The organism is Nocardiopsis sp. NRRL B-16309 (assembly GCF_001279585.1).
Taxonomy (GTDB): domain Bacteria; phylum Actinomycetota; class Actinomycetes; order Streptosporangiales; family Streptosporangiaceae; genus Nocardiopsis.
Genome location: NZ_LGEC01000003.1, coordinates 1 through 22,134, shown reverse-complemented (window position 1 = coordinate 22,134; position 22,134 = coordinate 1). Strand labels below are relative to the sequence as shown.

23 protein-coding genes and 1 pseudogene are annotated in these 22,134 nt (G+C 68.3%); 6 read left to right on the top strand and 18 right to left on the bottom strand.

Annotation, left to right across the window (positions count from 1 at the left end):
• Window positions 1-18: 18 nt before the first annotated feature.
• The 8 genes from ADL05_RS01830 to ADL05_RS01790 all read right to left on the bottom strand — a co-directional run bounded on the left by ADL05_RS01830 (window position 19) and on the right by ADL05_RS01790 (window position 7,093).
• Window positions 19-918 (bottom strand): type II secretion system F family protein, encoded by a 900-nt coding sequence (locus ADL05_RS01830; protein ID WP_082376031.1) that lies wholly within the window; start codon window positions 916-918, stop codon window positions 19-21.
• Complete coding sequence (locus ADL05_RS01825) at window positions 915-1,778, bottom strand: type II secretion system F family protein (RefSeq protein WP_053615081.1); 864 nt, start codon at window positions 1,776-1,778, stop codon at window positions 915-917. Before ADL05_RS01825 ends, ADL05_RS01830 begins: the two co-directional genes overlap by 4 nt.
• Window positions 1,775-3,088, bottom strand: a complete 1,314-nt coding sequence (locus tag ADL05_RS01820) for a CpaF family protein (protein ID WP_053615080.1) — start codon at window positions 3,086-3,088, stop codon at window positions 1,775-1,777. The genes ADL05_RS01825 and ADL05_RS01820 overlap by 4 nt, the downstream gene beginning before the upstream one ends.
• Window positions 3,085-3,834, bottom strand: coding sequence for a hypothetical protein (locus ADL05_RS01815; protein WP_053615079.1), 750 nt, complete (start codon window positions 3,832-3,834; stop codon window positions 3,085-3,087). Before ADL05_RS01815 ends, ADL05_RS01820 begins: the two co-directional genes overlap by 4 nt.
• Window positions 3,831-4,373 carry an SAF domain-containing protein gene (locus tag ADL05_RS01810; RefSeq protein WP_053615078.1) on the bottom strand — a complete coding sequence of 181 codons (543 nt, stop codon included), beginning with the start codon at window positions 4,371-4,373 and terminating at the stop codon, window positions 3,831-3,833. Before ADL05_RS01810 ends, ADL05_RS01815 begins: the two co-directional genes overlap by 4 nt.
• Before the next feature lie 125 nt (window positions 4,374-4,498).
• The gene (locus ADL05_RS01805; protein WP_231640565.1) at window positions 4,499-5,032 is read right to left on the bottom strand and encodes a hypothetical protein; all 534 of its coding nucleotides are present in this window, start codon (window positions 5,030-5,032) and stop codon (window positions 4,499-4,501) included.
• Between the two features lie 278 nt (window positions 5,033-5,310).
• A complete protein-coding gene (locus ADL05_RS01800) occupies window positions 5,311-5,838 on the bottom strand; it encodes a hypothetical protein (protein ID WP_156365681.1) in 528 nt (175 codons plus the stop codon).
• A 592-nt stretch (window positions 5,839-6,430) separates the two neighbouring features.
• Window positions 6,431-7,093, bottom strand: coding sequence for a class I SAM-dependent methyltransferase (locus tag ADL05_RS01790; protein WP_156365680.1), 663 nt, complete (start codon window positions 7,091-7,093; stop codon window positions 6,431-6,433).
• 125 nt (window positions 7,094-7,218) lie between these two features.
• Between ADL05_RS01790 and ADL05_RS01785 the strand changes: the two genes are divergently transcribed.
• On the top strand, window positions 7,219-7,863 hold the full coding sequence (locus tag ADL05_RS01785; RefSeq protein WP_053615075.1) for a metalloregulator ArsR/SmtB family transcription factor: 645 nt from the start codon (window positions 7,219-7,221) through the stop codon (window positions 7,861-7,863).
• A 44-nt stretch (window positions 7,864-7,907) separates the two neighbouring features.
• Window positions 7,908-9,155, top strand: a complete 1,248-nt coding sequence (locus ADL05_RS01780) for an MFS transporter (protein ID WP_156365679.1) — start codon at window positions 7,908-7,910, stop codon at window positions 9,153-9,155.
• Between the two features lie 172 nt (window positions 9,156-9,327).
• Here ADL05_RS01780 and ADL05_RS01775 read toward each other — a convergent pair whose 3' ends face one another.
• The 4 genes from ADL05_RS01775 to ADL05_RS01760 all read right to left on the bottom strand — a co-directional run bounded on the left by ADL05_RS01775 (window position 9,328) and on the right by ADL05_RS01760 (window position 10,438).
• Window positions 9,328-9,540, bottom strand: coding sequence for a BldC family transcriptional regulator (locus ADL05_RS01775; RefSeq protein WP_053615074.1), 213 nt, complete (start codon window positions 9,538-9,540; stop codon window positions 9,328-9,330).
• A 94-nt stretch (window positions 9,541-9,634) separates the two neighbouring features.
• The gene (locus ADL05_RS01770) at window positions 9,635-9,895 is read right to left on the bottom strand and encodes a helix-turn-helix domain-containing protein (RefSeq protein ID WP_197285651.1); all 261 of its coding nucleotides are present in this window, start codon (window positions 9,893-9,895) and stop codon (window positions 9,635-9,637) included.
• Window positions 9,896-9,965: 70 nt separating this feature from the next.
• The gene (locus ADL05_RS01765; protein WP_053615162.1) at window positions 9,966-10,196 is read right to left on the bottom strand and encodes a hypothetical protein; all 231 of its coding nucleotides are present in this window, start codon (window positions 10,194-10,196) and stop codon (window positions 9,966-9,968) included.
• The gene (locus ADL05_RS01760) at window positions 10,196-10,438 is read right to left on the bottom strand and encodes a hypothetical protein (protein ID WP_053615072.1); all 243 of its coding nucleotides are present in this window, start codon (window positions 10,436-10,438) and stop codon (window positions 10,196-10,198) included. The genes ADL05_RS01765 and ADL05_RS01760 overlap by 1 nt, the downstream gene beginning before the upstream one ends.
• Before the next feature lie 486 nt (window positions 10,439-10,924).
• Here ADL05_RS01760 and ADL05_RS01755 point away from each other — a divergent pair, with 486 nt between their 5' ends.
• A complete protein-coding gene (locus tag ADL05_RS01755) occupies window positions 10,925-11,791 on the top strand; it encodes a helix-turn-helix transcriptional regulator (RefSeq protein WP_053615071.1) in 867 nt (288 codons plus the stop codon).
• A gap of 8 nt (window positions 11,792-11,799) precedes the next feature.
• On the top strand, window positions 11,800-12,006 hold the full coding sequence (locus ADL05_RS01750) for a DUF397 domain-containing protein (protein ID WP_053615070.1): 207 nt from the start codon (window positions 11,800-11,802) through the stop codon (window positions 12,004-12,006).
• 317 nt (window positions 12,007-12,323) lie between these two features.
• On the opposite strand, the gene ADL05_RS01745 is transcribed toward ADL05_RS01750, so the two are convergent.
• The 5 genes from ADL05_RS01745 to fxlM form a co-directional block, all read right to left on the bottom strand.
• Window positions 12,324-13,325 carry a thiopeptide-type bacteriocin biosynthesis protein gene (locus ADL05_RS01745; protein WP_053615069.1) on the bottom strand — a complete coding sequence of 334 codons (1,002 nt, stop codon included), beginning with the start codon at window positions 13,323-13,325 and terminating at the stop codon, window positions 12,324-12,326.
• A complete protein-coding gene (locus ADL05_RS01740; RefSeq protein WP_053615068.1) occupies window positions 13,307-14,539 on the bottom strand; it encodes a lanthionine synthetase C family protein in 1,233 nt (410 codons plus the stop codon). The genes ADL05_RS01745 and ADL05_RS01740 overlap by 19 nt, the downstream gene beginning before the upstream one ends.
• Entirely contained in the window at window positions 14,536-17,466 is a 2,931-nt protein-coding gene (locus ADL05_RS01735; RefSeq protein ID WP_231640564.1) for a lantibiotic dehydratase, read from the bottom strand. Before ADL05_RS01735 ends, ADL05_RS01740 begins: the two co-directional genes overlap by 4 nt.
• 223 nt (window positions 17,467-17,689) lie before the next feature.
• Window positions 17,690-17,899: an FxLD family lanthipeptide gene (locus ADL05_RS01730; RefSeq protein WP_053615066.1), complete on the bottom strand. Its 210-nt coding sequence runs from the start codon at window positions 17,897-17,899 to the stop codon at window positions 17,690-17,692.
• 42 nt (window positions 17,900-17,941) lie between these two features.
• Window positions 17,942-19,186 (bottom strand): methyltransferase, FxLD system, encoded by a 1,245-nt coding sequence (gene fxlM / locus ADL05_RS01725; RefSeq protein WP_053615065.1) that lies wholly within the window; start codon window positions 19,184-19,186, stop codon window positions 17,942-17,944.
• Window positions 19,187-19,541: 355 nt separating this feature from the next.
• On the opposite strand from fxlM, the gene ADL05_RS30225 reads away from it, so the two are divergent.
• Together ADL05_RS30225 and ADL05_RS01715 are read left to right on the top strand one after the other, a co-directional pair.
• Complete coding sequence (locus ADL05_RS30225; protein WP_156365678.1) at window positions 19,542-20,816, top strand: XRE family transcriptional regulator; 1,275 nt, start codon at window positions 19,542-19,544, stop codon at window positions 20,814-20,816.
• Between the two features lie 4 nt (window positions 20,817-20,820).
• Window positions 20,821-21,633, top strand: a complete 813-nt coding sequence (locus tag ADL05_RS01715) for a class I SAM-dependent methyltransferase (protein ID WP_053615063.1) — start codon at window positions 20,821-20,823, stop codon at window positions 21,631-21,633.
• A gap of 24 nt (window positions 21,634-21,657) precedes the next feature.
• On the opposite strand, the pseudogene ADL05_RS30220 reads toward ADL05_RS01715, so the two are convergent.
• Window positions 21,658-22,134, bottom strand: a pseudogene (locus ADL05_RS30220) (IS5 family transposase); the annotation flags it as partial.

Here is a 22,134-nt window from a genome sequence, read left to right as displayed (position 1 = left end):
CCTCCAAGCAGTGCGGACTCATAGCCCGGTGAGGATCAGGTGGAGTGCGGGGTAGCCGATCAGGACGACGAAGCCCGCGAAGAGGAGTACGACCGGCAGGCTCATGCGCTCGGTCGCGGACTGGGCTTCGGCGTCCAGGTGGGCGAGGTGTTGCGTACGCAAGGACGCGGCCTTGGCCGCGAGGCTGGCGCGCACCCGGGCTCCATCAGCGCCGGCCAGCCGCAGGGAGGCGGCGAGTTCGGTGGCGGTGACCACGTCGTAGCGATCGCCCAGGTCCTCCAACGCGGTCCAAGTGGGTTCGTGGCGGATGGCGGCGGTACGCAGTGCGGTGCGGATGCGTTCCATGGCCCAGGTGTGGCTGGTGCGGGTGGCGTCGTCCAGTGCACCGGTGACTCCGGCGCCGCCGGCCAGGGCGATGACGACGAGGTCGCACACCGCGGACAGGGTGTGACGCATGGTCTCGGAGCGTTCCCGGGCCTGGTCGCGGACCTCCAGGTCCGGTGCCATCCACAGCACGACCGCGAAGACGGCCCAGGCCAGGAGTGTGAACAGGGGAGGCAGACCGGCCCCGAGGGTGGTGAGCAGCATGCCGAGCACAGGTGGTAGCGCGAGGCCGACGATGGCCATGGCGGCCTTCTGCGCGAGGTAGCCCGGGACGTCGCGCTCGCAGGCGGTCAAGCGACGCCGAGTGCGCCGAGTCGGCAACCCGAGGGCAGCGAGGAGGGGGACACCCGGCGCGCCGAGTCGGCGCGACCACCCCACCTGGTGAGTCTCCGGTGCGGCGGTGGGGGCTTCGACCGGTGAGGGGTCGGTGAGCAGGTCGGCCAGGGAGGGACGGGACCGCCGTGGCCACAGCGCACACCACACTCCTGCCACGATCAGGATTCCGCCCAGGGCGCCGAGCACGAACACGCTCATACCCGCACCTCCGAACGGTCACGGACCAGGACGCGGGGTCCCAGATCGGTACGGGCCAGACGGGCGAGCCAGGACAGGGCCACCGCCCACAGCACGCCGATCAGCACCAGGACGAGTTGGCCGGTGCCGGTGCTGTAGGGGGCGAGGTAGTCGGCGTTGATCAGGACCAGGCCGACGGCCATGGCCAGGGTGGTGGCGGTGATGATGCGGGCGGAGGTGCGGACCCGGGCGCGGGTGGCGGCCACGCGCACCAACATCGCGGCCTGGTCGCGGGCCGAGAGCGACAGGCTGGACAGCAGTGCGCCGAGGTCGGCGGCATGGCGGCTCGCGGCGCTGGAGAGCGCGGCCACGACCAGGTCGGCTGTGGGCACGTCGACCCGGTCGGCGAACGCACCCAGGGCCTCCTCTGGTGGAACGTTCTGTTGGAGTTGTTCGGCCAGGTGGGCGACATGCTCGCGGATGGGTGCGGGGGCGATGGGCACGGTGGTGATAATGGCCTGGTGGAACCCTGCCGCACCAGCAAGGAGGTCGCGGACTTGTTCGGTCCATGACGCGACGGCCTCGATCCGCTCCACCTGCTCCGTGTGGTGACGGTCCGGACCCAGCAGCCCGGGGAGCCACCACATCCCGGCCGCGGCCAGCACCCCGGCAACGGGCCATCCGGTGAGGATCCACACCAGCATCCCCACCGCGGCCACTCCCCCGATGTGCAGCAGCCGCTCGCGAGTCAGCCGGTGGGACCGGTCCCACGGCGGAGTCGACCGTGTCGCCCGAACTGCGATCAGGCACAGGGTCCACAGACCGGCTCCGAGCAGCAGACCGCCAGCGGCGCCGAGTAGGAGAGTCGCGGTCGATGTCATGTCGGCACCCTCCCGTTCACGGGTCCGGGAGAAGCGATCAAGCGTGCCGTGTCGAAGCCTGCCGCGCTGAGGGCTCGGGCGGTGTCCGGGCTGGGCGGCGCCACCGGAACCGGCCCGGTCCCCTCCCATCGATAGACCTCGTTGGACACGACCTGGGTGCCGTCGCAGCCCACCACCTCGCGGACACTGCTCACCCGCCGCTCCCCCGACGGGGTCGCTGAGACGTGCACGACCAGGTGCACGGCCGCGGCCACCAGCAGGGCCGTGGCCTCCAAGGGCAACCGCTCGGCCGACAAGGCCGCATACGCACCCAACTTGGTGAACGCCCCATCGGATGAGGCTGCGTGCAGGGTGGTCAACGACCCGTCGTTGCCCTGCGACATCGCGGTCAACAAGGGGACCGTCTCCGAACCGCGGGTCTCGCCGACGATGACCCGGTCCGGGGACATCCGCAGCGCAGCACGAACCAGGTCCGCGACCGTGATCTCTCCCTGCCCCTCGGTGTTGGGAGGCCTGGCGTGCAGCGCGACCGCGTCCGGATGAGCTTGCCGATCGCGTTCGAGACCGAGTTCGGGCACGTCCTCGATGGTGACCAGCCGCTCCGATGCGGGTATCTCGGCCGCGAGCGCGCGCAGCAGGGTGGTCTTGCCCGCGCCGGTGCCGCCGGTGATGACGACGTTACGACGGGCCCGCACTGCGGCCTGGAGGAAGTCGGTGAGAGTGCGGTCCAGCGTGCCCAGGCGGCGTAGCTGTCCGAGCCCGGTCGTGCGGTAGCGATGGCGGCGAATCGACACTGCCGGCTCATGGGCCACGTCCATGATCGCGTTCAGCCGTGAACCGTCCGCCAGCGGCATGTCGAGGATAGGTGCCGCGGGGTCAAAGCGACGCTCCCCCGCCGGGGAGTCGGCGGCGATTCGGCGCACCAGCGCCACCAGCTCCTCAGAGCTCGCCACGATCGGGGGCCGCTGTTCGCGTTGTCCGTCCGCGTAGCGCACCCACACCGCCGTACCGGTCACGTTGATGTTCTCGATCTCGTCTTCGTCAAGTAACTCCTGGAGTGGACCGATACCGCACACCCGAGCCAGCACCCCGCGCGCCACGAGTTCCTCGGTACGTCCATCAAGCACCGCGCGCCCGCCGGCCAGCGCGCGGCCAGCGGCCTCGTCCAGGACCTGGCGGATCGTCCGGCGGGCGAGAGCCTGGTACTCCTGGCTGGTCTGCGTTCCAGTCACGGCAGTCAGATCGCTGAGGCGTCGAGTTACCTCGTCGGTGACCTCACTGACTCGGGCTGCGATCTCTTCAGGGGTCATGGCGTCTCCGCCACAAGTGCAGCCTGCACGCCCGCGGAGGGTTCTTCATGCCGCAGGAGGGCTCGGGCGAGGTCGCGGGCCGCTTTGATAAGTGGACGGCGGTCCACGCGCACAGCCTCGGCCTGGCCTGCGAGGAAAGCCGCGGCCTTGGGATCGGTGGGGATATGGCCCCACACCGGCATGCCCACGGCTGCGGAAATCTCCCTGGTGCTGCCCCGTCCGCCTACGACGACCAGCCCCACCCGCGGACTGCTGACGAAGAGGCCGGCGGCGCTGTCCTTGACCCGCTTGAGCTGGGCGATGTCCCCTGTGGTGACGAGTACGGCGTTGTCACAGGACTCGAGCAGGCCCGCGGCAGCAGAGTGCGGGGCGACGCGGCCCAGGTCCACGACGGTGGTCCCGCTCGCGGCGGTGAGGGCCTTGGGGTTGTGGGCCAGTAGGTCGACCGCGCCGGCGGTGCGGTCCGCGGTCGAGGGGGCGACGCAGACCCGCAGACCGCCCGGCAGGACTTGGGTGTGTGTTCCGACCGCGCCGTCCTCCTGGTCCTGGCCGCTGCGGCTCGCCGCGGCGAGGTCGACCAGTCCCGGCCACACCGGCAGGCGCCACCAGGCAGCGATATCGCCACCGGACAGGTCGGCCTCCACCACGCATACGGGCTCGGCCATGGGCCAGGCGGTGGCGAGCGCCATCGCCAAAGTGGTCACGCCGGGTGCGCCGGCCAGGGAGAACACCGCCACGCTCGTCATGATGTACCCCCGTCCTGGTGGGGCACCTGGACCAGGGAGACGCCGTCCTCGGCCGCCGCCCGAGCGACCCGCGCGGCCTGCGACGCCTCCACCACCAGCTCCACCCGAACTTCGGCGCCCGGATCATCACCTAGCGGGGTCAGATCCTGCACACGTGCGGGCACCGCGCTCGCGCCGGCGTCGCCACCCGTCAGCACCACCGACACCTGTCCGCCCGCCCTCAGCGAGGACGGGACACGCGCCGGGGAGAGCACCGTCCCGACCGCCGCTTCCGACGCCGACAACTGTTCGCCATCCGAGCCCAGGACCGACTCGGAGAGGAACGCGCCTTCCGTCACCGGCAGTGTGGTCGTCGCTCCCACTGCCAGGGTCACATCGGAAATGACCGGCAGCGCCTCAGCTCCGGCGAGGTCCACCACCCTCAGGTCCGCGGCGGTGATGACGTGTCCCGCCGGGAGGTCCTGGGCCGCGACCACCACCGGCATCCGCTGGTCCAACTGCCCGAGCGCCAGCACCACGGCCGCCGCGCCCGCGGCCATCAGTGCGACGGCTCCCAGTGCCCACCGCCACCGACGGGGCCGGTTCTCCAACCGGACCGACGTAGTCGGCCTGGCGCGGTCAGTGACCGTCGCTGTCATCGGACAACCTCATCGTGAACTCCTCTTCATCGCGTTGTGGTGGCCAGGCTGGAGGACTCCACCACCTGGACCGCCGTGGATGTCGCCGTCGTCAGTTCGGGGAGGCTTCCGCCTTCACCTGTGGAGGTCTCCCATTCCACGGTCCAGCTCATCGACGCCGTCACGTCGACGGAGCCGCCGCTCGTGGACGTGTAGGTGTGGCCGCAATCGGGTGAGGCCGCAGCGGGGTCGTGCTCGCCCGGGTCGTAGGCGGTACCGGGTCCTTCGCAGTCAATGCTCTGGCCATCGCCCATGTCCCACGAGACCGAGGAAGGCGTAGCGGTCACCGTGACGGAGCCACCTGGCACGGACGCTGTGGCGGTCTCGGCTTCCCAGTCGTCGGCATCGACCCACATCCACACCGGCACCTGAACCAGCACCGGGGCCTCAGCGCTGGGCGACAAGGAGATCTGCGGCGCGCCCAGCGAGAAGCCGGCGTATGCCTGGTAGGCGAGAGCCTCGAAGTCGACCTCCTCAGCCGGCGCTTCACCATCTCCGTCCTCGGCTTGGGGCAGGGCCAAGCACCCGACGGGGACCTCCTCGTCGCTCTCGCAAGCCGGTTCCCCTGCCACTCCCTGGGTGACCGTCCCACCCGGATCACCTCCGCTGCTCGGGCTTCCTCCTTCTGCCGAAGCTCCAGGGCTGTCTCCGCCGGACTCAGCACTGACATCACACCCCGGCCCTCCTCCCGAACCGCATTCAGCCTGACCGGAGAAGAAATCAGGGTCGGCCCATGTCGGAGCGGATACGAGAAGGACACATCCGCCGATCACCGCCAACGTGAATCCGATTCTGCTTTTCAGCATGATCCGATTTCCCAGATCCGCAGCTCGGAGACCCTCCAGGTGAGCCCATCGAAGGACACACCTGCGTCGATCTGGCGGAAAATGGGCTCCTCAGGAGACGGCTCTACGAGTTCCCCGCTCTCGATATCCACGCGGAGCCACCCAGTCGAGTCCATGCAGTCCTCGATCTCCACGCGGGTGTCCTCGGCCGACACCACGTCGGGCGAGAAGACGGGTTCACCTTGGGCGACCACGCCTTCCTCGGCTTCGGCTCCCACCCCGTGCTCGACCAACTCCAACGCGTCTCCCTGGGCATATTGCTCCAGTTCGGAGTAGTCGGGGTGGGAATTGCGGGACTCCTCGACGAGCACACCCCACATGGACTCATAGGCCAGGAGAGCGGCCTCCTCCGGAGAGGGCTCTGCCTCCGTCTCCTCAGGGGTCTCACTGGGTTCAGGAGTAGGCGCAGTCCCCTCTCCCGCAGGCGTACAACCCGCCACCGCCACCATCACGCAGGCAACTGCTCCAGTACGGAGCCTCACGGCATGCCTCCACTCCCACCTATTCCCTTACCAGGAGTAGCGACATTAATACCGACCCACGCGCGAGCCAATATCCAGGAAGCCGGATCTTCTCCAAAGACAGGAACACCTCACCGAGAAGTAAGGCAGATATGTGAGCCAGAAAGACCGGCGCTCAGATCCCAGGAACTTCTCCAGACATATCGGGATAGAAGTCACGTGACGTCTCCCCGAGAGAGCCGCTTTGTCGCCAGAGACTGGGAGTCAGTCGATCGAGCAGAGTGCGCGAGCACAAACATGCTGCGCTTCATCTGTCGCTCCTCCCTCCGACGGTGGGCAATCAGGGAGGAAGCTGAATCACATGGTCGGATCGACGGCAAGTTCGTCCTCGGTGCTGTAGCCGCCATCCTGGCCGCCCCGAGGCCGTCGGCGCTTGTCCTCCAGGCGGCCCCTTACGGCGCTGACCCCCAACAGCGCAACCTGACCGGCCACCTCCGCCGGTATCCGACCCAAGATTGCAGCCGACCCGCCTACGCGCTCCGAGTCGCACAGGCACCGCACATGACCCGGCCCGGCGCCCCCTGGTACCCCGCTTCCTGAAGGGAAGCAGGGTTCAGCCAACCATCGGCTTGGCCTGGGTGACGGACCACAGCCGACGGGGCAGCTCACCCTCCTCGAACGATTCGACCCCGACGAGCTCCCACCCCTCAGCGAGGTCCTCGACCAGGGCGCGGTCGAAGAAGTGCACGGCGAATCCGCCGTGCTCGAAGATGTCGTCGCCGTGGGACACACCGGTCCCGTAGTGGGCATCACCGGTGTGGCGCACCGTGTACACCAGCACGCCCCCGGGGCGCAGCACCCGGCCGATCTCGTCCACGAGCGCGTGGATCTGGTCGGTGGTCAGGGCCATGCACAGCAGCATGTGTGCGAAGACCCCGTCCACGGAGGCATCGGTCAGCGGAAGGGGTGTGCGCGCGTCGTGCAGGTGCGTCTCCACGCGATCTGCCACACCCTGTTCTTCGGCGGTGCGGGTGAGCTGGTCCAGGGCGGTGGCGCTGAAGTCGGCTGCATGGACCTGAAGTCCCTGGTCGGCCAGCCATAGGGCGTCGCGTCCGTGCCCCGAACCCAGCTCCAGCACCTCCTGGGCACCGCGGGCGGTGAACACCTCCAGCGCGTGCCGGGCGGGCTTTGACGGTTCGGCGCCGTACATGTGCGGGTTGCGGTCGTAGACGTCCTGCCAATGCTCGCGCTGGGACGCGCCCAGATCGGTGCCCACGTCGGCCTCCTTCGGCGCGGGAGCGCAACGGCGCTCTCCGCCTGAACGGGACCGTCCTCTTCCGGTGGTCCCACCGGTCACGTACTATCTATTCCAAAGATACATGGAACTATGGAGTTGTTGGGATGAGCAAGACCGACCTGTACGACGCCATCGCCCGCACAGGCAAGGCGTTGGCCCACGGCAAACGCCTGGAGATCGTCGAACTGCTGGCCCAGGGCGAGCGCCCCGTGCAGGACCTGGCCCGCACGGTGGAGCTGAAGCTGTCCACCGCCTCGGCCCACCTGCAGGTGCTGCGCCAGGCCGGGCTGGTCACCGCCCGGGCCGAGGGCACCAAGATCTTCTACCGGCTGGCCGGCGACGACGTCGCCACCCTGATGTCGGTGCTGTGCCGCGTGGCCGACACCCACCAGGCCGAGGTCGAGGCCGCCCGCCGCGCCTATCTCGACCATGACGACATCCGCCTGGTGGGGCGCGAGGAGCTGCTGGCCTCGGCCGTCAACGGCACCGCCCTGGTCCTGGACGTGCGCCCCAGCCAGGAGTACGAGGCCGGACACCTGCCCGGCGCGGTGTCCATCCCCCTGGAGGAGCTGGCAGACCGGCTGGCCGAGATCCCCGCCGACACCGAGGTCGTGGCGTACTGCCGGGGCCGCTACTGCGTGCTCTCCTACGACGCGGTGCGCCTGCTGCGTGCCCATGGCCGCAACGCCGCCCTGTTGGAGGAGGGCGTCCTGGAGTGGCGCTCGGACGGCCTGGCCGTCACCCACTGACCTGCCACCCGTCTCCGCCCTCTTCGACGACAAGGCCGTATCCCATGACCACCACCGCCCTGGCTCCGCATCCCGCCCAACGACGTGTCCTGACCGTGCTGGTCATCGCCCAGGTCCTCAGCGGAGCCGGACTGGCCGCGGGTATCACCGTGGGCGCCCTGCTGGCCCAGGACATGCTCGGCGACGCGGGCTGGGCCGGGCTGCCCAGCGCCCTGTTCACCATCGGCTCGGCCGCCGCCGCGGCCCTGATCGGCCGCACCTCCCAACGCCTGGGACGGCGCACCGGCCTGTCCGCCGGATACGCCGCGGGCGCGCTGGGAGCCGTGGGCGTGGTCGCCGCCGCCACGCTCGGCAGCATCGTACTGCTGTTCGCCTCCCTGTTCGTCTACGGGGCGGGAACCGCCACCAACCTCCAGGCCCGCTACGCCGGAGCCGACCTGGCCACCCCCCAGCGCCGGGGCCGGGCCCTGAGCACGGTGATGGTCGCCACCACCCTGGGCGCGGTCGTGGGTCCCAACCTGGTCAGCCAACTGGGCGATCTGGCCCATGCGGTGGGTGTTCCGGCGCTGGCCGGCCCGTTCCTGCTGGCAGCGGCGGCCTACGCCTCGGCCGGGCTGGTCCTGTGGCTGCTGCTGCGCCCCGACCCGCTCACCACCGCCCGCGCCGAAGCAGCCCTCCCCCAGACCACCGCCACTCCCACACCAAGCCCCACCGCCGCAGCCTCGAACACGCGGATGCTGATGCTGGGCGCCGCCGTCATGGTCCTGGCCCAGCTCGTCATGGTCGCGATCATGACCATGACTCCCGTCCACATGACCGGCCACGGCCACTCCGTCGGCGCGGCCGGGCTGGTCATCGCCATCCACGTCGCGGCGATGTTCCTGCCCTCCCCGCTCAGCGGCTTCCTGGTCGACCGCCTCGGCCGCGTGCCCGTGGCCGCCGCCTCCGGGCTGACACTGCTGGCCTCCGGACTGCTGGCCGCCCTGGCCCCGCCCCATTCGGTGCCCTTGCTGGCCCTGGCTCTGGCTCTGCTGGGTCTGGGCTGGAGCTTCGGAATCGTGTCGGGCACCGCGATCGTCACCGACGCCGTCCCGCTGGCCACCCGCGCCCGTACTCAGGGATTGGCGGACGTGGCCATCGCCGTGGCCGGAGCGGGCGGAGGCCTGGCCTCTGGACTAGTCGTCGCCGCCGGAAGCTACGCACTGCTGTCCCTGGCCGGCGGAGTGCTCGCTCTCGCGGTCCTGCCCGCCATCGCCTGGACCGCACGCCCGGTACCCGCGTCCAGGAGATGACAGGCCTTCACGTACCGGACTGAGCCCAGGAGCGTGGGCGCTGCTGGCGTCTTCATGCTGGCGCCCATGGTCATGTTCGTGCTCGGCAATGTCAAGGGGCCATCGGTCGCTTCTCCGACGGCCCCGTGTGCTCAATGGCCCCTGCCTCAATGGGAGGATCAGGCGGGCCACGCTAGCGGTCGACGATGGTCACCACTCCTTCGGCCAGGAGGGCACGAACCTCCGCCGCGAGGTATCGGCGATGTCCGCCCAGGGTACGGATCGAGGAGAGCTTGCCCGCCCTGGCCCAACGGGTGACGGTCTTGGGATCGACACAGAACAGGGCGGCGACTTCGGCGGGCGTGAGCAACGCCTCCGTGGTCGGCACAGTGCTTCGTACAGCCATGGGATTCCTTTCGGTGAAGAGAGCACATGGATGTGTAGGCGCGCATCGTCGTCTATTGGTCGACGCAAGCAAGAGACAGCTCTGGGAGCCCCGACTACGGGCGGTCAGGGGCAAGGCGACGGCTCGCTTCCCTCAGCTCTGCGGCTTCATCTGGTGAAAGCCCCAATGCTCCGGAGATCCGCCCCAGCAACTCCCCCGTCGGCATCAGGTATCCGTTTTCGAGTCGCAGCACCGCGCTCTCCGCGCACAGGGCACGGGCGGCGACAGCACTGATCGTCAGCCCCTGTTTGATTCGGTAGGAGCCGACGAGCGCACCCAGGTCGGTGTAGGGGCGATCGGCCTGATTCGCGGTCATGATCGGGTCCTCGCTACTCATGGAGGCTGCGCGCCGGGAGCCACAGGGCTTCCCGGCGCGCAACCGGGTTTCACTGAGCCGGCAGGTGTTCCAGCGGGGAGTTCCACTCGACCGGGTGAGGGCGGTCCTGGGGGCAGCGGCAGACGCGGAGCTGGACACCGGCTCGAGCGCCGTACGTCTCTTCGCCTTCCAGCGTCGGCCCCAGGTAGCTGATCGACGCGTTGTGCCGGCTCGCCCACGCCCGCAGCGCCCCCATGTCGGGCAGTTCGCGCAACTCGAGAACGGTCCTCGGTTTCGTCATCACGTGGCCTCCGCACCCGCCCTGCGCAGTTCCGACGCGGCGGCCATGGCCAGATCGGCAAGCCGCTCGAGAGCGGCGATCCGCTCAGCACGCTGGTGAGCACGGATCCACTGCGGAGCGAGGTCGATGTGGCATCCAGCGATGACGAGCGACGTCACGGAACTGGTGTCGACGACCTCGCGCGCCAAGCGGATGTCGCTAGGCGCCAGGTCCGTGATGGTGACGGAGGTCGTGGCACTCATCGCGGCACCGCCCTGACGGCCAGGGGCACGCTCCGCACGATCGGAATGGCACCGGTAGCGACTGTGGCGCGGGCGTTCTCCATACGGATGAGGTAGGGGCGGCACCGGTTTCCGCGATGCCGCCGACCGCGAAAGATCACCGCTCGCTCACCACCTCGGGGGCCCTCGGGCACACGGTGTCCACGTCCGCGAACCGCTGTGGCCGAGCGCTTCGAGAGGCGCTGTGGCCGAACACGGGCGGCGAGGCGCTGGTACGGCGCCGGGGCACCGGACGGGCGAGCAGAAGTTTCAGCCAGGCAGGCACTTGCAGGTATCGCACAGGGCGACCTCCTGTAGTCCAGATGCCGGATGGAGGGTCCGGCAGGAGTAGATGAGACTCCATGATGAATCCAGACAGTCTAAAAAGCAATGTCTATTTTAGACTGTCTGAGAAGTCTCTCAGGATCTCGTATGGACCGTAGGATTTCCACACACGGAGGAGGCACCATGACGGAGGACTTCAGCCCCACCGCGAGGCGGAGGCGGCTGAGCGCTGAGCTTGCGGATCTGCGCGAGAAGCACCGCCAGCCCGATGGGCGGAAGACGACGTCCGCTGATGTCGCGAGAGCACTCGACTGGCAGAGATCCAAGCTTTCGAGGATCGAGACGAACCAGTGGAAGCGGCCCTCTCAACGAGACGTCCGCGACCTGCTCGACTACTACGGCGTCACCGACGAGACCTACCGGTCCTACCCCCTCGACCTGGTCAAGGAGGGACGCGAGAAGGCGTGGTGGACGGAGGTCGAGGACCTGTACGGCTCCACCGACTACATCGGCTTGGAGGCGATCGCGCAGCAGGTGCGCACCTGGCAGTACCTCGTTCCCGGCCTGTTCCAGACCCGCGACTATGCCGCGGCAATCGTCGTCGGGAGCGGTGACATCCGGGATCCTGAGGAGGTCGAGCGCCGGGTCGAGGCGCGCATGACCCGTCAGAAGATCCTCGAACGCACCAACCCTCTCCAGGTGTGGGCGATCGTCGACGAATCCGTCATCCGCAAACCGGTCGGAGGACGCGCCGTCCAGCGCAGCCAGCTGCAACACCTGCTGGACCTCACGCAAGCCAAGCACCTGACGCTTCAAGTCATGCGTGACTCGGCGGGAGCCCATCCCGGCATGGGAGGCCCGTTCTCGATCCTGGACTTCGGGGCGGGCGAGAGGTCCATCGTTCACCTGGAGCATCGCACCGAGAGCCTCCTCCTGGAGCTCCCTCAGAAGACCGACCGATACGGCTGGCAGTTCCAGCACATATCGGCTGCGGCCGCGTCTCCCGCCGAGACCGTGGACTATCTCAAAGAAGTGCTGCACGACCTGTAAGGACAGCTGTGACTCATCAACTCCGCACCCATGGCGAAGAAGACTTCGCGTTCCGCAAGAGCTCGTACAGCACGGCGCACGGCCAGGACTGTGTAGAGGTCGGGGACCTTCCCGGGGTATCAGCTGTACGCGATACCCAGCACCGTCACCTGGGCGCGCTCCTGTTCCAGTCGACCGAATGGAGCCGCTTCCTGACCACGGCGAAGACCCGGTAGACCCACGAACAGGAAGGGGCCCCACCCACCGGTCGGGCCCCTCATCTACTCCACCGCCGATCGTACGCATCCGGACCTCCGTCAGCCACCCCCTCGGAGGCCGAGAAGGTCTCCTCCTGAGCGAACGTGGAGACTGGCCGGCATCCGGGCAGGAGGCTGAAGCGGCCCCTGCACCTACGAACCTCGGTACCGACTCGCTGACACCACCGACGACCTGCCCACCGACGCGCATCAGCAGGCCCGGGTGGAGATATCGGTGTTCGCGTGTCTGGCGATGACGGTCTCTCTGCGGCTGGTCGCGGACGGTGGTGTCGACGTCAGTGCACAAGCACAGCGCCTTGGGGCCCGTCGAGAATGGCGGTGCGCGCGGCCCAAGCCAGGGCGGTTTGGGTTCGCCACGCGAGACCGAGACGGTTCCAGTGAAAGATCACGTGGTAGGCGAGGACCCGGCGAATCCCGCGTTCGAGCGCTCCGTCTCGGGAGGCCTCTTTCAGGGAATGCCCTGCCGTATGGAAGGCTCCAGCCCACGGTGCCGCCGCGTGAGCCGCCTCTCCCCTACCGAACAACGGACCATCGACGCTGGTGTCCGCCTGCAAGAGGGCACGGATGTCGTCGGCCATGGCCCCGAGCCACTCGGGCACGACGTCTTCGGGCAGCGGGCGTTCCTCCGCGACGCGGTGCCACACATCGCCCTGCTCGTACCACTCCAGCCCCGCGCCCCTCAGCAAGGCGGAACACAGCAGCACGGACAACTCTCGCCGTCCCAGGGCCGCATGGTCTTGTTCCGGCACTGTCAGAACGAAATGGCTGTCGGCCGTGAAGAGCGCGTGGGCGACGTCCATCCCCTGAGAGCCACCAAAAGCGATCGTTTCCGGCTCGTAGCACCCTGTCCACCACCGCCGCAGGTGGCCTGCCCGAGTGAGGTCGTCCAAAGCGCGGCCTATCTCGGCCCTCATCCTGCGTTGGCCCTCAGGGATCCGAAGTCGGACCCGCCAGCAGGGATGCTTGCGGATGTACCACCACGCGGGGTCCGACCCGGGTTCCAGGTGTTGCAGGGCCGGAAGAAAGTACTCGCCCATCACCTGATCCGCCCGATGCCAGTCGTCGAACTCCAGATGGACCTGCCACCACTGTTCTCGCGCCGCCAAGGCCTGGTGACCGGCACGACAGAACAGTGCGATGTCGGCTTCCAACTCCACCTGGTCGACGTTGAAACGGGTGGCCGTGTCGGCAGGAGGTGCTCCGCCGAGGACGGCGAGGACGGCCGGATGGGCCGTCTCCACGTTCGAGACCTGGTGTGTCAGTCGATCAGCAGACATGCATCCCATCCCGATTTCGGTGCGGCGCGACGATTCGCGGTCATCAACGCGAGCACGGCGCCGGCGTCCCCTTCCAGAAGGCCCGGCCCGCCCTCGGCACGGAGGACCTGCTGAGTCAGCCGCTTCGTCAGGTACGGCAGGTGCCTTTCCAAGACGGGAGTGGCGGCGTCGCGGGAAGCACGCCATATGGTCTGGAACACACCGCCCCACCCGTGGCACAGGCTCGCGTCGGTGAGCCTTCCCGTCTGCGCCGGATCGGACAGGCACGCGTCCAGAGCATCCTCGAAGAAGGTCTGCTGAGACTGGTCGCCGATGGCCAGTGAGGCGAGCTGGCCGGCGCGAGCGATGCCGGGGGTGCCGTAGCACCAGGAAGGGCGCGCCGGCCCCGGCTGGTGGGGAATACCCGTGGCCAGGTCCTGGACGGTCAGGTGCTCGGGCCACCACGGCCCTGCCTCGCCATCTTGCCGCCACACGTCGAGGTGGGCGCAGATGATGTTGATCGCCTCGGGTTGTCCTTCGACGGTGATACCGCGCCGTTGGGCTTGGCTGAGCAACATGAGCGGGCCGGTGATGCCGTGTGCCGCGCCGAGGTTGCCGTGCCCGTCGGCGAATGGCGGAGACGCGCCTCGATGGGGGTCATGAGCGACCCACCAGCCAGGCCGTTGCCGACCATCGACCGCGATCGGCTGAGTGAGGGCGACCAGGTAGCACAGGACCCTTTCTAGGGCGCTGCCGCCGGGGTCACTGCGCAACAGGTACGCACCGATACCCGTGAGCCCGTAGAAGATGTCGTACTCGGCGAAGTTCGCCAGCTCGCCACGGCTGATGCGGTCCATGGCCGCGTCGACGCGGCGGTGCGCCAGGTCGGCTACGTGGGCGTCCAGTGTGGAGCGTGCGCTGGCGTAGCGGTGCGGGCCCGGTGCGGCCGCATGCAGGATGAAGGCCAGGGCCGGAGCACCCAGGAACAGCCCGCTGGTGTCGGCGGCGCTGATCTGCCCGGAGGTCGCGGCCGCGATCCACTGATGCGTGTGCTGCCAGATGCCGTGTCCTGTGTGGGCCCGTTCGATATGCAGCAGGGCGGTTCCGGCCGTCCCCTGGGCCAGAGACTGGCCCATCCACGGTTCGGTGGCGGGCAGGGGCGTCGACAGGCGGGCAGCGATGTGTTCGACGACTGCAGCAGGAGTGACCGTCTCACCCGCGGCAGGTGCGTTCATGAAGACCTCCGTGCGGTACGGGCCAAGGCGACCGCACGTGCTGTTCGGATCGTGGCCGCCTCCTGGTCGGGACTGACACCCAGAGCTCGAACGTGGTGCAAGTGGATGAGGGACCGCAGGACCGTGTTCGGGTCACGTTGGGTGGCGAGGTGCTTGCGGTAGTCGGTCAGTGCTGTGGCGCGTTCCCGCCAGGCCTCGGCCACCGCGCCGCCGCCGATGCGGTGCAGTGCGGCATCGTCTGACTCGGGTCCGGCCAGGGCGAGCACCTGGCGGCGAACGTCGCGGTCCACCGTTCCGCGAATGTGTGGAAGGTCGTGGATCAACCAGGCCGAACCGTCCTCAGGGGACCCGGCGAATCGCGTGACGAGATCGACGACGCCGGCCGCGGCCAGGACCTGCGGATCGACCCCACTGTGGAGCGATGTGCGAATCTGGGTCAGGGCCGCGGCCGAATCGGTCGCGAACACCGCCTCGGCCGCTTCCATCGCCGAACCGTGCCCGAAGCGCCCGGTCTGTGGTTGGTAGGTGTCCAGGGTCAGATGCGCGAGCAGGCGGTGACAGCGCAGCTCCCGGGCCCACGAATGGAGCCGTTCGACGGCGTCCGCGTACTGGTCCGGTTCAGGCAGGCGCGTGTACAGCTCCAAGTACTGGTCCGCATCCGGCCGAACGAGGTCGCGGTGACGGCGAAACCATGACCTTGCGGTGGGTGGGAGGTGCCTGGTCAGGGCGGGCAGGTGGTCGGTGAGGATCTCGTTGAAGCGCTCGGAATGGGTATAGAGCCGTACACAGAGAACCGCGCCGCCGGGCAACTGCGTCTCCTCCCCGTGTACAGGGCGCATGGAGGTAGTCGGTGCGGGCGCCGGGCCTGTGGGCGGAGCGTGCAGAGGGACGAGGAGTTCGTGAGGGCGACCCAGCCAGGCCGTCTGCTCAGGGCCTGGGGCCTCGCTCAACTCGACTCGCGTGTGGTGGCCGAGCCGTTGGCGCAGCAGCTGACGGTGCACCGGATGGGACAGGTCCAACGGCAGGCGCCGGTCGTGTTCCACCAGTGCCACGTGGTCGGGCACCCGCCACTTGCTACGCCAGCGCGCGAAGCCGTCCTCCCACTCGTTCGTGACCTTCGTAGGTCCAGGAAAGTCACGTGTGGAGAGGATCCATCGGGCAGGCGCGAGCACCGCGTTCCTGTACCGGATTCGCGGCAGGTACGGCATCTGGGCTGCCGCGCCGAAATCGAATGCGCCATAGACCGCACAGCGCGCGGTGGTGATCTCGGCGAGGAAGCGGGCCAGGGGCGGGGTGTGAGTGCCAGCCTCCAGGGCGTGGGGCACACGTGGCTCGACGCGCTGTCCAGTGGACAGGCGCAGCAGGTAGAAGCGGTGGGCGTCGCAGGTCACGGCCAGGTCCGACGGCTCGATCACGCCGGGTCCGGGCGCGTGGTGCTGGGCCAGCGGGATCACGTGCGGGAGCAGTTGGGGCGTGCGGGTGATGTTCTCGTTGCGTCGTCGGCGTGGGGGAAAGACGAGCTGTGCGGCCAGAGCCCCCGGCTGCGGGGTTCGATAGCCGACAGCGAGGATCTTCTGATCGTCGGCGGGGAGCAGGTGAGCGAATCGGCCCGCCATGCTGCTGCCGACACGGGGCGTTCCGGTCACCACCGCGGTGAAGTCTCCTTCGGCGATCGCCTGGGGGGTAGCGGCGTGGACCTGCACGCACATCTCTATCCGCGGTGCCGGCACGATGTCCTCTGCTGTCCCAGAGCCCAGATCCGCGATCGAGGTCTCGGTCAGGACGATCTCCCTGTCCCCCTCGGCTTGGGCTTTCTGCACCAGGCTCAGCACGGCGTGGTCGCGTTCGGTCAGCATGCGCGGTGGACGTCCACGACCGGCCCCCAGGTATCCGGTGGGCCAGCCCAGACCACTGTCCACTACCAGTTCCAATACGGGCACCACTGCTCCAGGGCCATACCGTGCACGGAAACGGGCGTGGTAGTCGCGCCACTGTGGGGAGCCGAACGGGTACGGGGACACTCGGGTAAGCACGTCGGCTGCCTCTTCCACCGTGCGGATGAGTCGTTGGGGCACCTGGACACTGCAGTCGAGTGCGGTGTCCACGATGACGGGGACCGGCGCCACGCCGGTGAGGGACCGCATCCGGTCGACCACGGGTGCCCGATCAGGCCAGGCGCTGTGCTGCACAGGCCGGGTGAGCTCGGCATGGATGGCCTGGAGCTCGAGGACCAGGTCGGCGATTTCAGCTATGTCGTGGGCGTGGACCGCGGTGAGTTCCTCGCACAGGTGGGCCAGTGCATCGGGGGTTGTCATCGGTGCCCACAGGCCGGTCAACAGCACGTGCCGATCGATGAGTTCGTCCAACAGCGCGGTGACCCGTTGCCGATCGGCCGAAGGGAAGTCGCGGGTGAGCTGGTCGAGTAGCTGCCGGTAGCGCAGAGGGGTTCGGGCGGCCGTCAGGGCGGAGGCGACCGGCGGGCTGTATCGGACCGACGCTTCCACCGGAGCGGCCAGGTGTGCGTGTCCATCGGCGGACTGTCCGGGCACGACGAACCAGTTCCCACGGAGTTGGCCGGTGTTGTTGGTGACCACATCCAGTCGCTCTGCCAGCGTGCGGCACCGGTGCAGGCGCGTGATGACATCGGCCAGCCACTCGGTGTCGGCCCGCGTGTGGACACTGTGGTCTCCGCCCCAGACTGCTCGGGGCGTGTCTCCGACGGTGACCGGGGCGGTGCCGGCGAACAGGGCGAAGGGCGTCGGCCTCCCCCACCGCGCGAGGTAGGCGGCCATCGACAGCAGCACCTTGCGGGCACGCCGCTCATTCGGCCGTTGACTGTCAAGAAGGTCGGTGACCTGTGCGCACAATCCCGGGTTGGCCGCGGTGAGCGCGTGACGCACATCCGGGCGCGCCCAGAGTCGCGACAACCATCTCAATCCGACCGACCTCGGATCCGAGGTCAGCAGGTCCTGCGGGATCTGTAGGTCATGGGGGTCTGTACTGGCGCGCAGCAGCGCCCCGCCTGCCCACCGGTACCCCCGAGGGGATCGCTTCGACACGGCGTCCTCTTCCGTTCTTTGGAGACGAACGAGGGGAAGTAGCGGGTGCACCAGGAAGGGAGGACTCCCCAGTGCACCCGCCCTTCGACGGTCAGACCGGGTCGGACACGTAGGAGTTGCAGGCCGACGCACTCCCCTGACAGGTGTTGCCGCACCCGTCGCCTGTGTTGCACATCAGCTTGCCGACCGGGTGGGCGGCCACGACGACCCGCACGTCCAGCGAGAAGTCGTCTTCGACCGCGCCGAAGGACGGAGCCGGCTGTTCGGCCAGTGCCATGGAACTGCCCCTGTTGGTATCCATCCTGTGGATCACGCTCCTTGTATTCGAGGGGTGATGGGCAACCTAGCCCCGGGCGGGGTTCGCCGCCGTGGGCCAGGAGAACGTGACACGGGTGTGCCGTTTGGTGATGACCAGTTCTCCGGGCAGTCGGTCATCGGGAGCCGACGCGGGGAAGACGTCGATGCGCGGCCCGGGTCCGCCGCGCTGCTCGCGCCCCCAGACACGCACGTGCTCGGCTACGGCCTTGGCGAACGCTTCGCCTTCGGGGCCGAAGGCGTGCACGCCGTACTCCACCGACCTGTCGTCAGAGGTGCGGCGAGTGACGAGGTAGGCGAAGTTGCCGTCCTCGACCGCGGCCAGGGAGAACCGGTGGTTGTTCGGAGCGACCAGCCCGCTGTCCAGATCTGGGTCAACGGACATGACGCAAAAGCCCGGCAGCTTCGTGGCCAGGTACAGCTGCAGGGTCCCGATGGGTTCCTGCAGGGCCACCGTGACACCGGTCCAGGTCTCGGCGCGCGGCGTACGCACCGCGTTGTCCAACAGGGCGGGGTCGTCGGGCACCTCGTCATCGAAGCGCAGCCCGATCTCCTCGGTGCCATTCACCAACAGCAGGGTCTCCTGGTGCTCTCCGTTCCCCTGCATGGGGACGAACCCGCACACCAGAGCCGAGATGCCGGACAGATGGTCGGCTTCCTTGGTGAAGCCGATCGACCGGGTCAGGTTGCGCATGCGCAGGGGCACCACCAGGCGGCCGCCCCCCACCAGGCTGTCCACCCAGCCGGGCGGGATCTCCCACGCGCCGACGGTGACGATCATCGCGTCGTACGGCCCGAATTCGGGCAGACCGGTCTCGGCGTCGGCGGTGACCACCCGCACCCGCTCGTAGCCGTTCGCAGCCAGCAGGGCCCTGGCGCGGTCAGTGACGTCGGGATCGATGTCGACCGTGGTGACCTCACCGGTGGGTCCCACCATCTCCGCGATCAGGGCGGCGTTGTAGCCGCCCGAGCCGACCTCGAGTACCCGCTGCCCAGGCCGGAGATCGGCCTGCTCCAGCATCATCGCCTGGATCTGGGGTGCGGAAACCGAGCTGAGGGAGACCCCGTACTCGTCGCGCTTGGTGATCACCGCGCTGTAGGGATCGTAGACCTCCTCCAGGGGCGTTCCGGGAGCGAACCGCTCACGCGGGACCGCACGCATCGCCGCTTCGACCTGGGGAGAGACGATCGTCCCATCGTCGACCAGCCGGGCAATGACCCTCTCACGCAACTGTTGTGCCTGGTCAGAACCGACGGTGGCATCGTCGTTCATGAACTCCCTCTCCTGGGCTCTCGCCGAATCGATTCCGTACCTGCGTAGTTTCTGGCCCCGATAGCGGGACTCACGCAGTCACCTTGGGAAGTATCGTCGACCCCATGTCCTGGCACCATGCGACAACGCATATGCACCCCCTTCCGACATGCGCCCTGTTCGAATCAATGCCAACGAACAGCAGCTTCATAATCGAACGCACCCCTGGCACGAATCCTCGCAATAAGAACAAATACCCCATTTTTCGCATTGAGCATGGACGGGACACATGATCTGCGGACACTGCGGAAAAGAGCGTCACGGACACCACCGGACTTGCTCTTGCATTCCTCCAGAAATCTGGCGGATTCCCGAGATGACCAGGGCCGTTGATGCACGTGATGCACAGCAAGTGCTACGCCTGCTCTCGCGACATGTTCCGGCTCTGACCCACGAGGCCTTGGCCAACATGTGCGATGTCGCCCAGAGCACCATCACCCGCGCCATCGGCGGCCACGGGCTGACCCACCCGCGCACGGTCCACAATGTCCTCAACAACCTGGGAGCCCCTGAGCGCCAACCCGCCGCGTTGCGCGCCCCATCGGCTGCCGAGCCGGCACTGCCGATGGATACCGGGTTCGATCGCATGCTGGCCCAGGATGCGCGGCACACGCTCCGTCAAGCCCGCACCGTCCTCGCCAAAGCGGTGCATGAACCCGCACTGGATCTACTCGAAGCCGAGGTCGAGCATCTGGCCCGCTGCTACGTCTCCCACCCTTTGACAGATCTGCATACGCACATCAGGGAACTGCGCGGTGACACCTTCGCTCTCCTCGCCGCCACTTCTCACCCAGCACAGACTCGACGGCTGCATATCGCAGCGGCGCAACTGGCAGGGCTTCAGGCCCACATATGCCTGGACCTCGGCCGATACGCGCACGCCGAGACCAACACCGACGCTGCGTGGGCCCTGGCCACCAGCACCGGCGACCCTGGGCTATGCGGTTGGGTCCGCGCCCTGCAGAGCCTGATCGCGTATTGGGACGGGCGCTATCGCGATGCACAGCAAGCAGCTGAGGACGGGCTCACCCAACGGGTGACCGATAGCAATCTGGCCCGGCTGCACGCTCTGCGTGCCCGTGCGTATGCGGCTCAGGGCGAGAGGTCCTCTGCTCTCAGTGCCATCCGCGCTGCCCATGAGCAGTCTCATCACCCGGTGCTCCCAGGAGTCCTGGGCTTTCCCCCGGCCAAGGCTCACGCCTATGCCAGCAGTAGCCTGCTCATGCTCGCCACTCCGCAGGACCGTCGCCGCAGCGTCGATCACGCCCAGCAGGCGATCCGCCTGTATTCCGCAGCGGAGGCGCCTGATCAGTCCTTCGGGGATCTGTTGGCAGCCCGCCTGGACCTGGCCACGGCCCACGTTCACGCCCGCGATCTCGACGCGGCTTTGGAGGAGGTCCGAACCGTCACGAGCGCGCCGCCCGAACAGCGAACTGCCAGCATCACCCAGCGCTCCCAACGACTGGACCGCCTCGTCCAGGAGAACGCCGACTCCAAGGCAACATCCGCGCGGCAGATCCACTCCCGCATCAACGCGTTCTGCCACCAAGCCGCCCCACTGGCCGCTGGCGGGCCGGCTACGGCACGATGACCCCATGGAGTCCGCCGAGCCCCGTCCCCACGCCACGACCGACCCCAAGGTCCTCACCCACCGCGCGTACCGCGACGACCGCGACCTCGGTGCCCGCCAACGCCTGTACGACTACCAGCGGCCCGTGTTCGACCTGCCTGGCCTCGTCCTAGATCGGCTCCGCGGCCACGGCGGGACCTGGGTCGATGTGGGCTGCGGCAACGGCCGCTACCTCGACCGCATCCGGGAGCAGAGGTCCGACGTGCACGCGATCGGTGTGGACCTCTCCCCCACAATCCTGGACAGGGTGGCACCGCCGGCCCTCTGCGCAGACGCCACCCGACTCCCTCTGCAGGACCAGAGTGTGGAAGCAGTGATGGCCATGCACATGCTCTACCACCTGCCTGACCCCCACCAGGGCTTGGCCGAGTTCGCCCGCGTCCTCAAGCATGGCGGCACGGTTGTCGCCTCCACGAACTCCCGCATCGACAAGTCCGAACTCGACGACCTGTGGTCGGAGGCGGCCGGCACCGTTCTGGGTACCGGCCGGGGGCCACGCCGCATCAAGCTGTCCGACCACTTCCCCCTTGAAACCGCAGAGGAGTTCTTTCGACGGCACTTCTCGCACGTTCAGGTCGAGGAGTTGTCCGGACTCATCGAGGTGGACACGGCAGAGCCTGTGCTCGCGCACCTGAACTCGTATCGAGCCTGGGCCGACCAAGCCGGGGTCCCGTTCGACGCCGCACTGGCGCAAGCAGCGCAGAGCCTCCAGAACCGACTCGATCGCGGCCCGTTCACCATCACCACCCGACAGTGCCTGATCACCGCGACCCTCTAGTTCAGCATCGCCTTAGAGCTCATCTCATTTGGTGAGTCTGCGGTAGCACATCAGTGTGCAGGCGAGGCCGGCGAAGGCCAGGAAGTGCTCGGCCTTGCGTTCGTAGCGGCGATGCAGGCGGCGGCATCCGGCCAGCCAGGCCATGGTGCGCTCTACCAGCCAGCGGTGGCGGCCCAACCGCTTCGAGGACTCCACACCCTTGCGGGCCAGGCGGTGGACGATGCCGCGTTCGCGGAGCCATCGGCGCAGGTGGTCGTAGTCGTAGCCCTTGTCGCCGTGCAGCTTGGCCGGTTTGCGCCTCCGCGGTCCGCGGCGCGACCGGATCGGCGGGATCCCGCGTACCAAGGGCTGCAGGGCCTGGCTGTCGTGGGTGTTGGCCCCGAGATCGCCACGGACAGGGGTAGACCGGCCCGGTCGGTGATCACGTGGATCTTCGCGCCCTTCTTGCCCCGGTCGACAGGATTCGGACCCGTCAGCTCCCCCCTTTGAGGGCACGCATGT

Bases quoted from the DNA above. Each gene is read 5' to 3' on its own strand.
- ADL05_RS01830 (WP_082376031.1), bottom strand. From the start codon at position 918: ATGAGCGTGTTCGTGCTCGGCGCCCTGGGCGGAATCCTGATCGTGGCA.
- ADL05_RS01825 (WP_053615081.1), bottom strand. From the start codon at position 1,778: ATGACATCGACCGCGACTCTCCTACTCGGCGCCGCTGGCGGTCTGCTG.
- ADL05_RS01820 (WP_053615080.1), bottom strand. From the start codon at position 3,088: ATGACCCCTGAAGAGATCGCAGCCCGAGTCAGTGAGGTCACCGACGAG.
- ADL05_RS01815 (WP_053615079.1), bottom strand. From the start codon at position 3,834: ATGACGAGCGTGGCGGTGTTCTCCCTGGCCGGCGCACCCGGCGTGACC.
- ADL05_RS01810 (WP_053615078.1), bottom strand. From the start codon at position 4,373: ATGGCCGCGGGCGCGGCGGCCGTGGTGCTGGCGCTCGGGCAGTTGGAC.
- ADL05_RS01785 (WP_053615075.1), top strand. From the start codon at position 7,219: ATGAGCAAGACCGACCTGTACGACGCCATCGCCCGCACAGGCAAGGCG.
- ADL05_RS01780 (WP_156365679.1), top strand. From the start codon at position 7,908: ATGACCACCACCGCCCTGGCTCCGCATCCCGCCCAACGACGTGTCCTG.
- ADL05_RS01775 (WP_053615074.1), bottom strand. From the start codon at position 9,540: ATGGCTGTACGAAGCACTGTGCCGACCACGGAGGCGTTGCTCACGCCC.
- ADL05_RS01770 (WP_197285651.1), bottom strand. From the start codon at position 9,895: ATGACCGCGAATCAGGCCGATCGCCCCTACACCGACCTGGGTGCGCTC.
- ADL05_RS01765 (WP_053615162.1), bottom strand. From the start codon at position 10,196: ATGACGAAACCGAGGACCGTTCTCGAGTTGCGCGAACTGCCCGACATG.
- ADL05_RS01760 (WP_053615072.1), bottom strand. From the start codon at position 10,438: ATGAGTGCCACGACCTCCGTCACCATCACGGACCTGGCGCCTAGCGAC.
- ADL05_RS01755 (WP_053615071.1), top strand. From the start codon at position 10,925: ATGACGGAGGACTTCAGCCCCACCGCGAGGCGGAGGCGGCTGAGCGCT.
- ADL05_RS01745 (WP_053615069.1), bottom strand. From the start codon at position 13,325: ATGTCTGCTGATCGACTGACACACCAGGTCTCGAACGTGGAGACGGCC.
- ADL05_RS01740 (WP_053615068.1), bottom strand. From the start codon at position 14,539: ATGAACGCACCTGCCGCGGGTGAGACGGTCACTCCTGCTGCAGTCGTC.
- ADL05_RS01730 (WP_053615066.1), bottom strand. From the start codon at position 17,899: ATGGATACCAACAGGGGCAGTTCCATGGCACTGGCCGAACAGCCGGCT.
- fxlM (WP_053615065.1), bottom strand. From the start codon at position 19,186: ATGAACGACGATGCCACCGTCGGTTCTGACCAGGCACAACAGTTGCGT.
- ADL05_RS30225 (WP_156365678.1), top strand. From the start codon at position 19,542: ATGACCAGGGCCGTTGATGCACGTGATGCACAGCAAGTGCTACGCCTG.
- ADL05_RS01715 (WP_053615063.1), top strand. From the start codon at position 20,821: ATGGAGTCCGCCGAGCCCCGTCCCCACGCCACGACCGACCCCAAGGTC.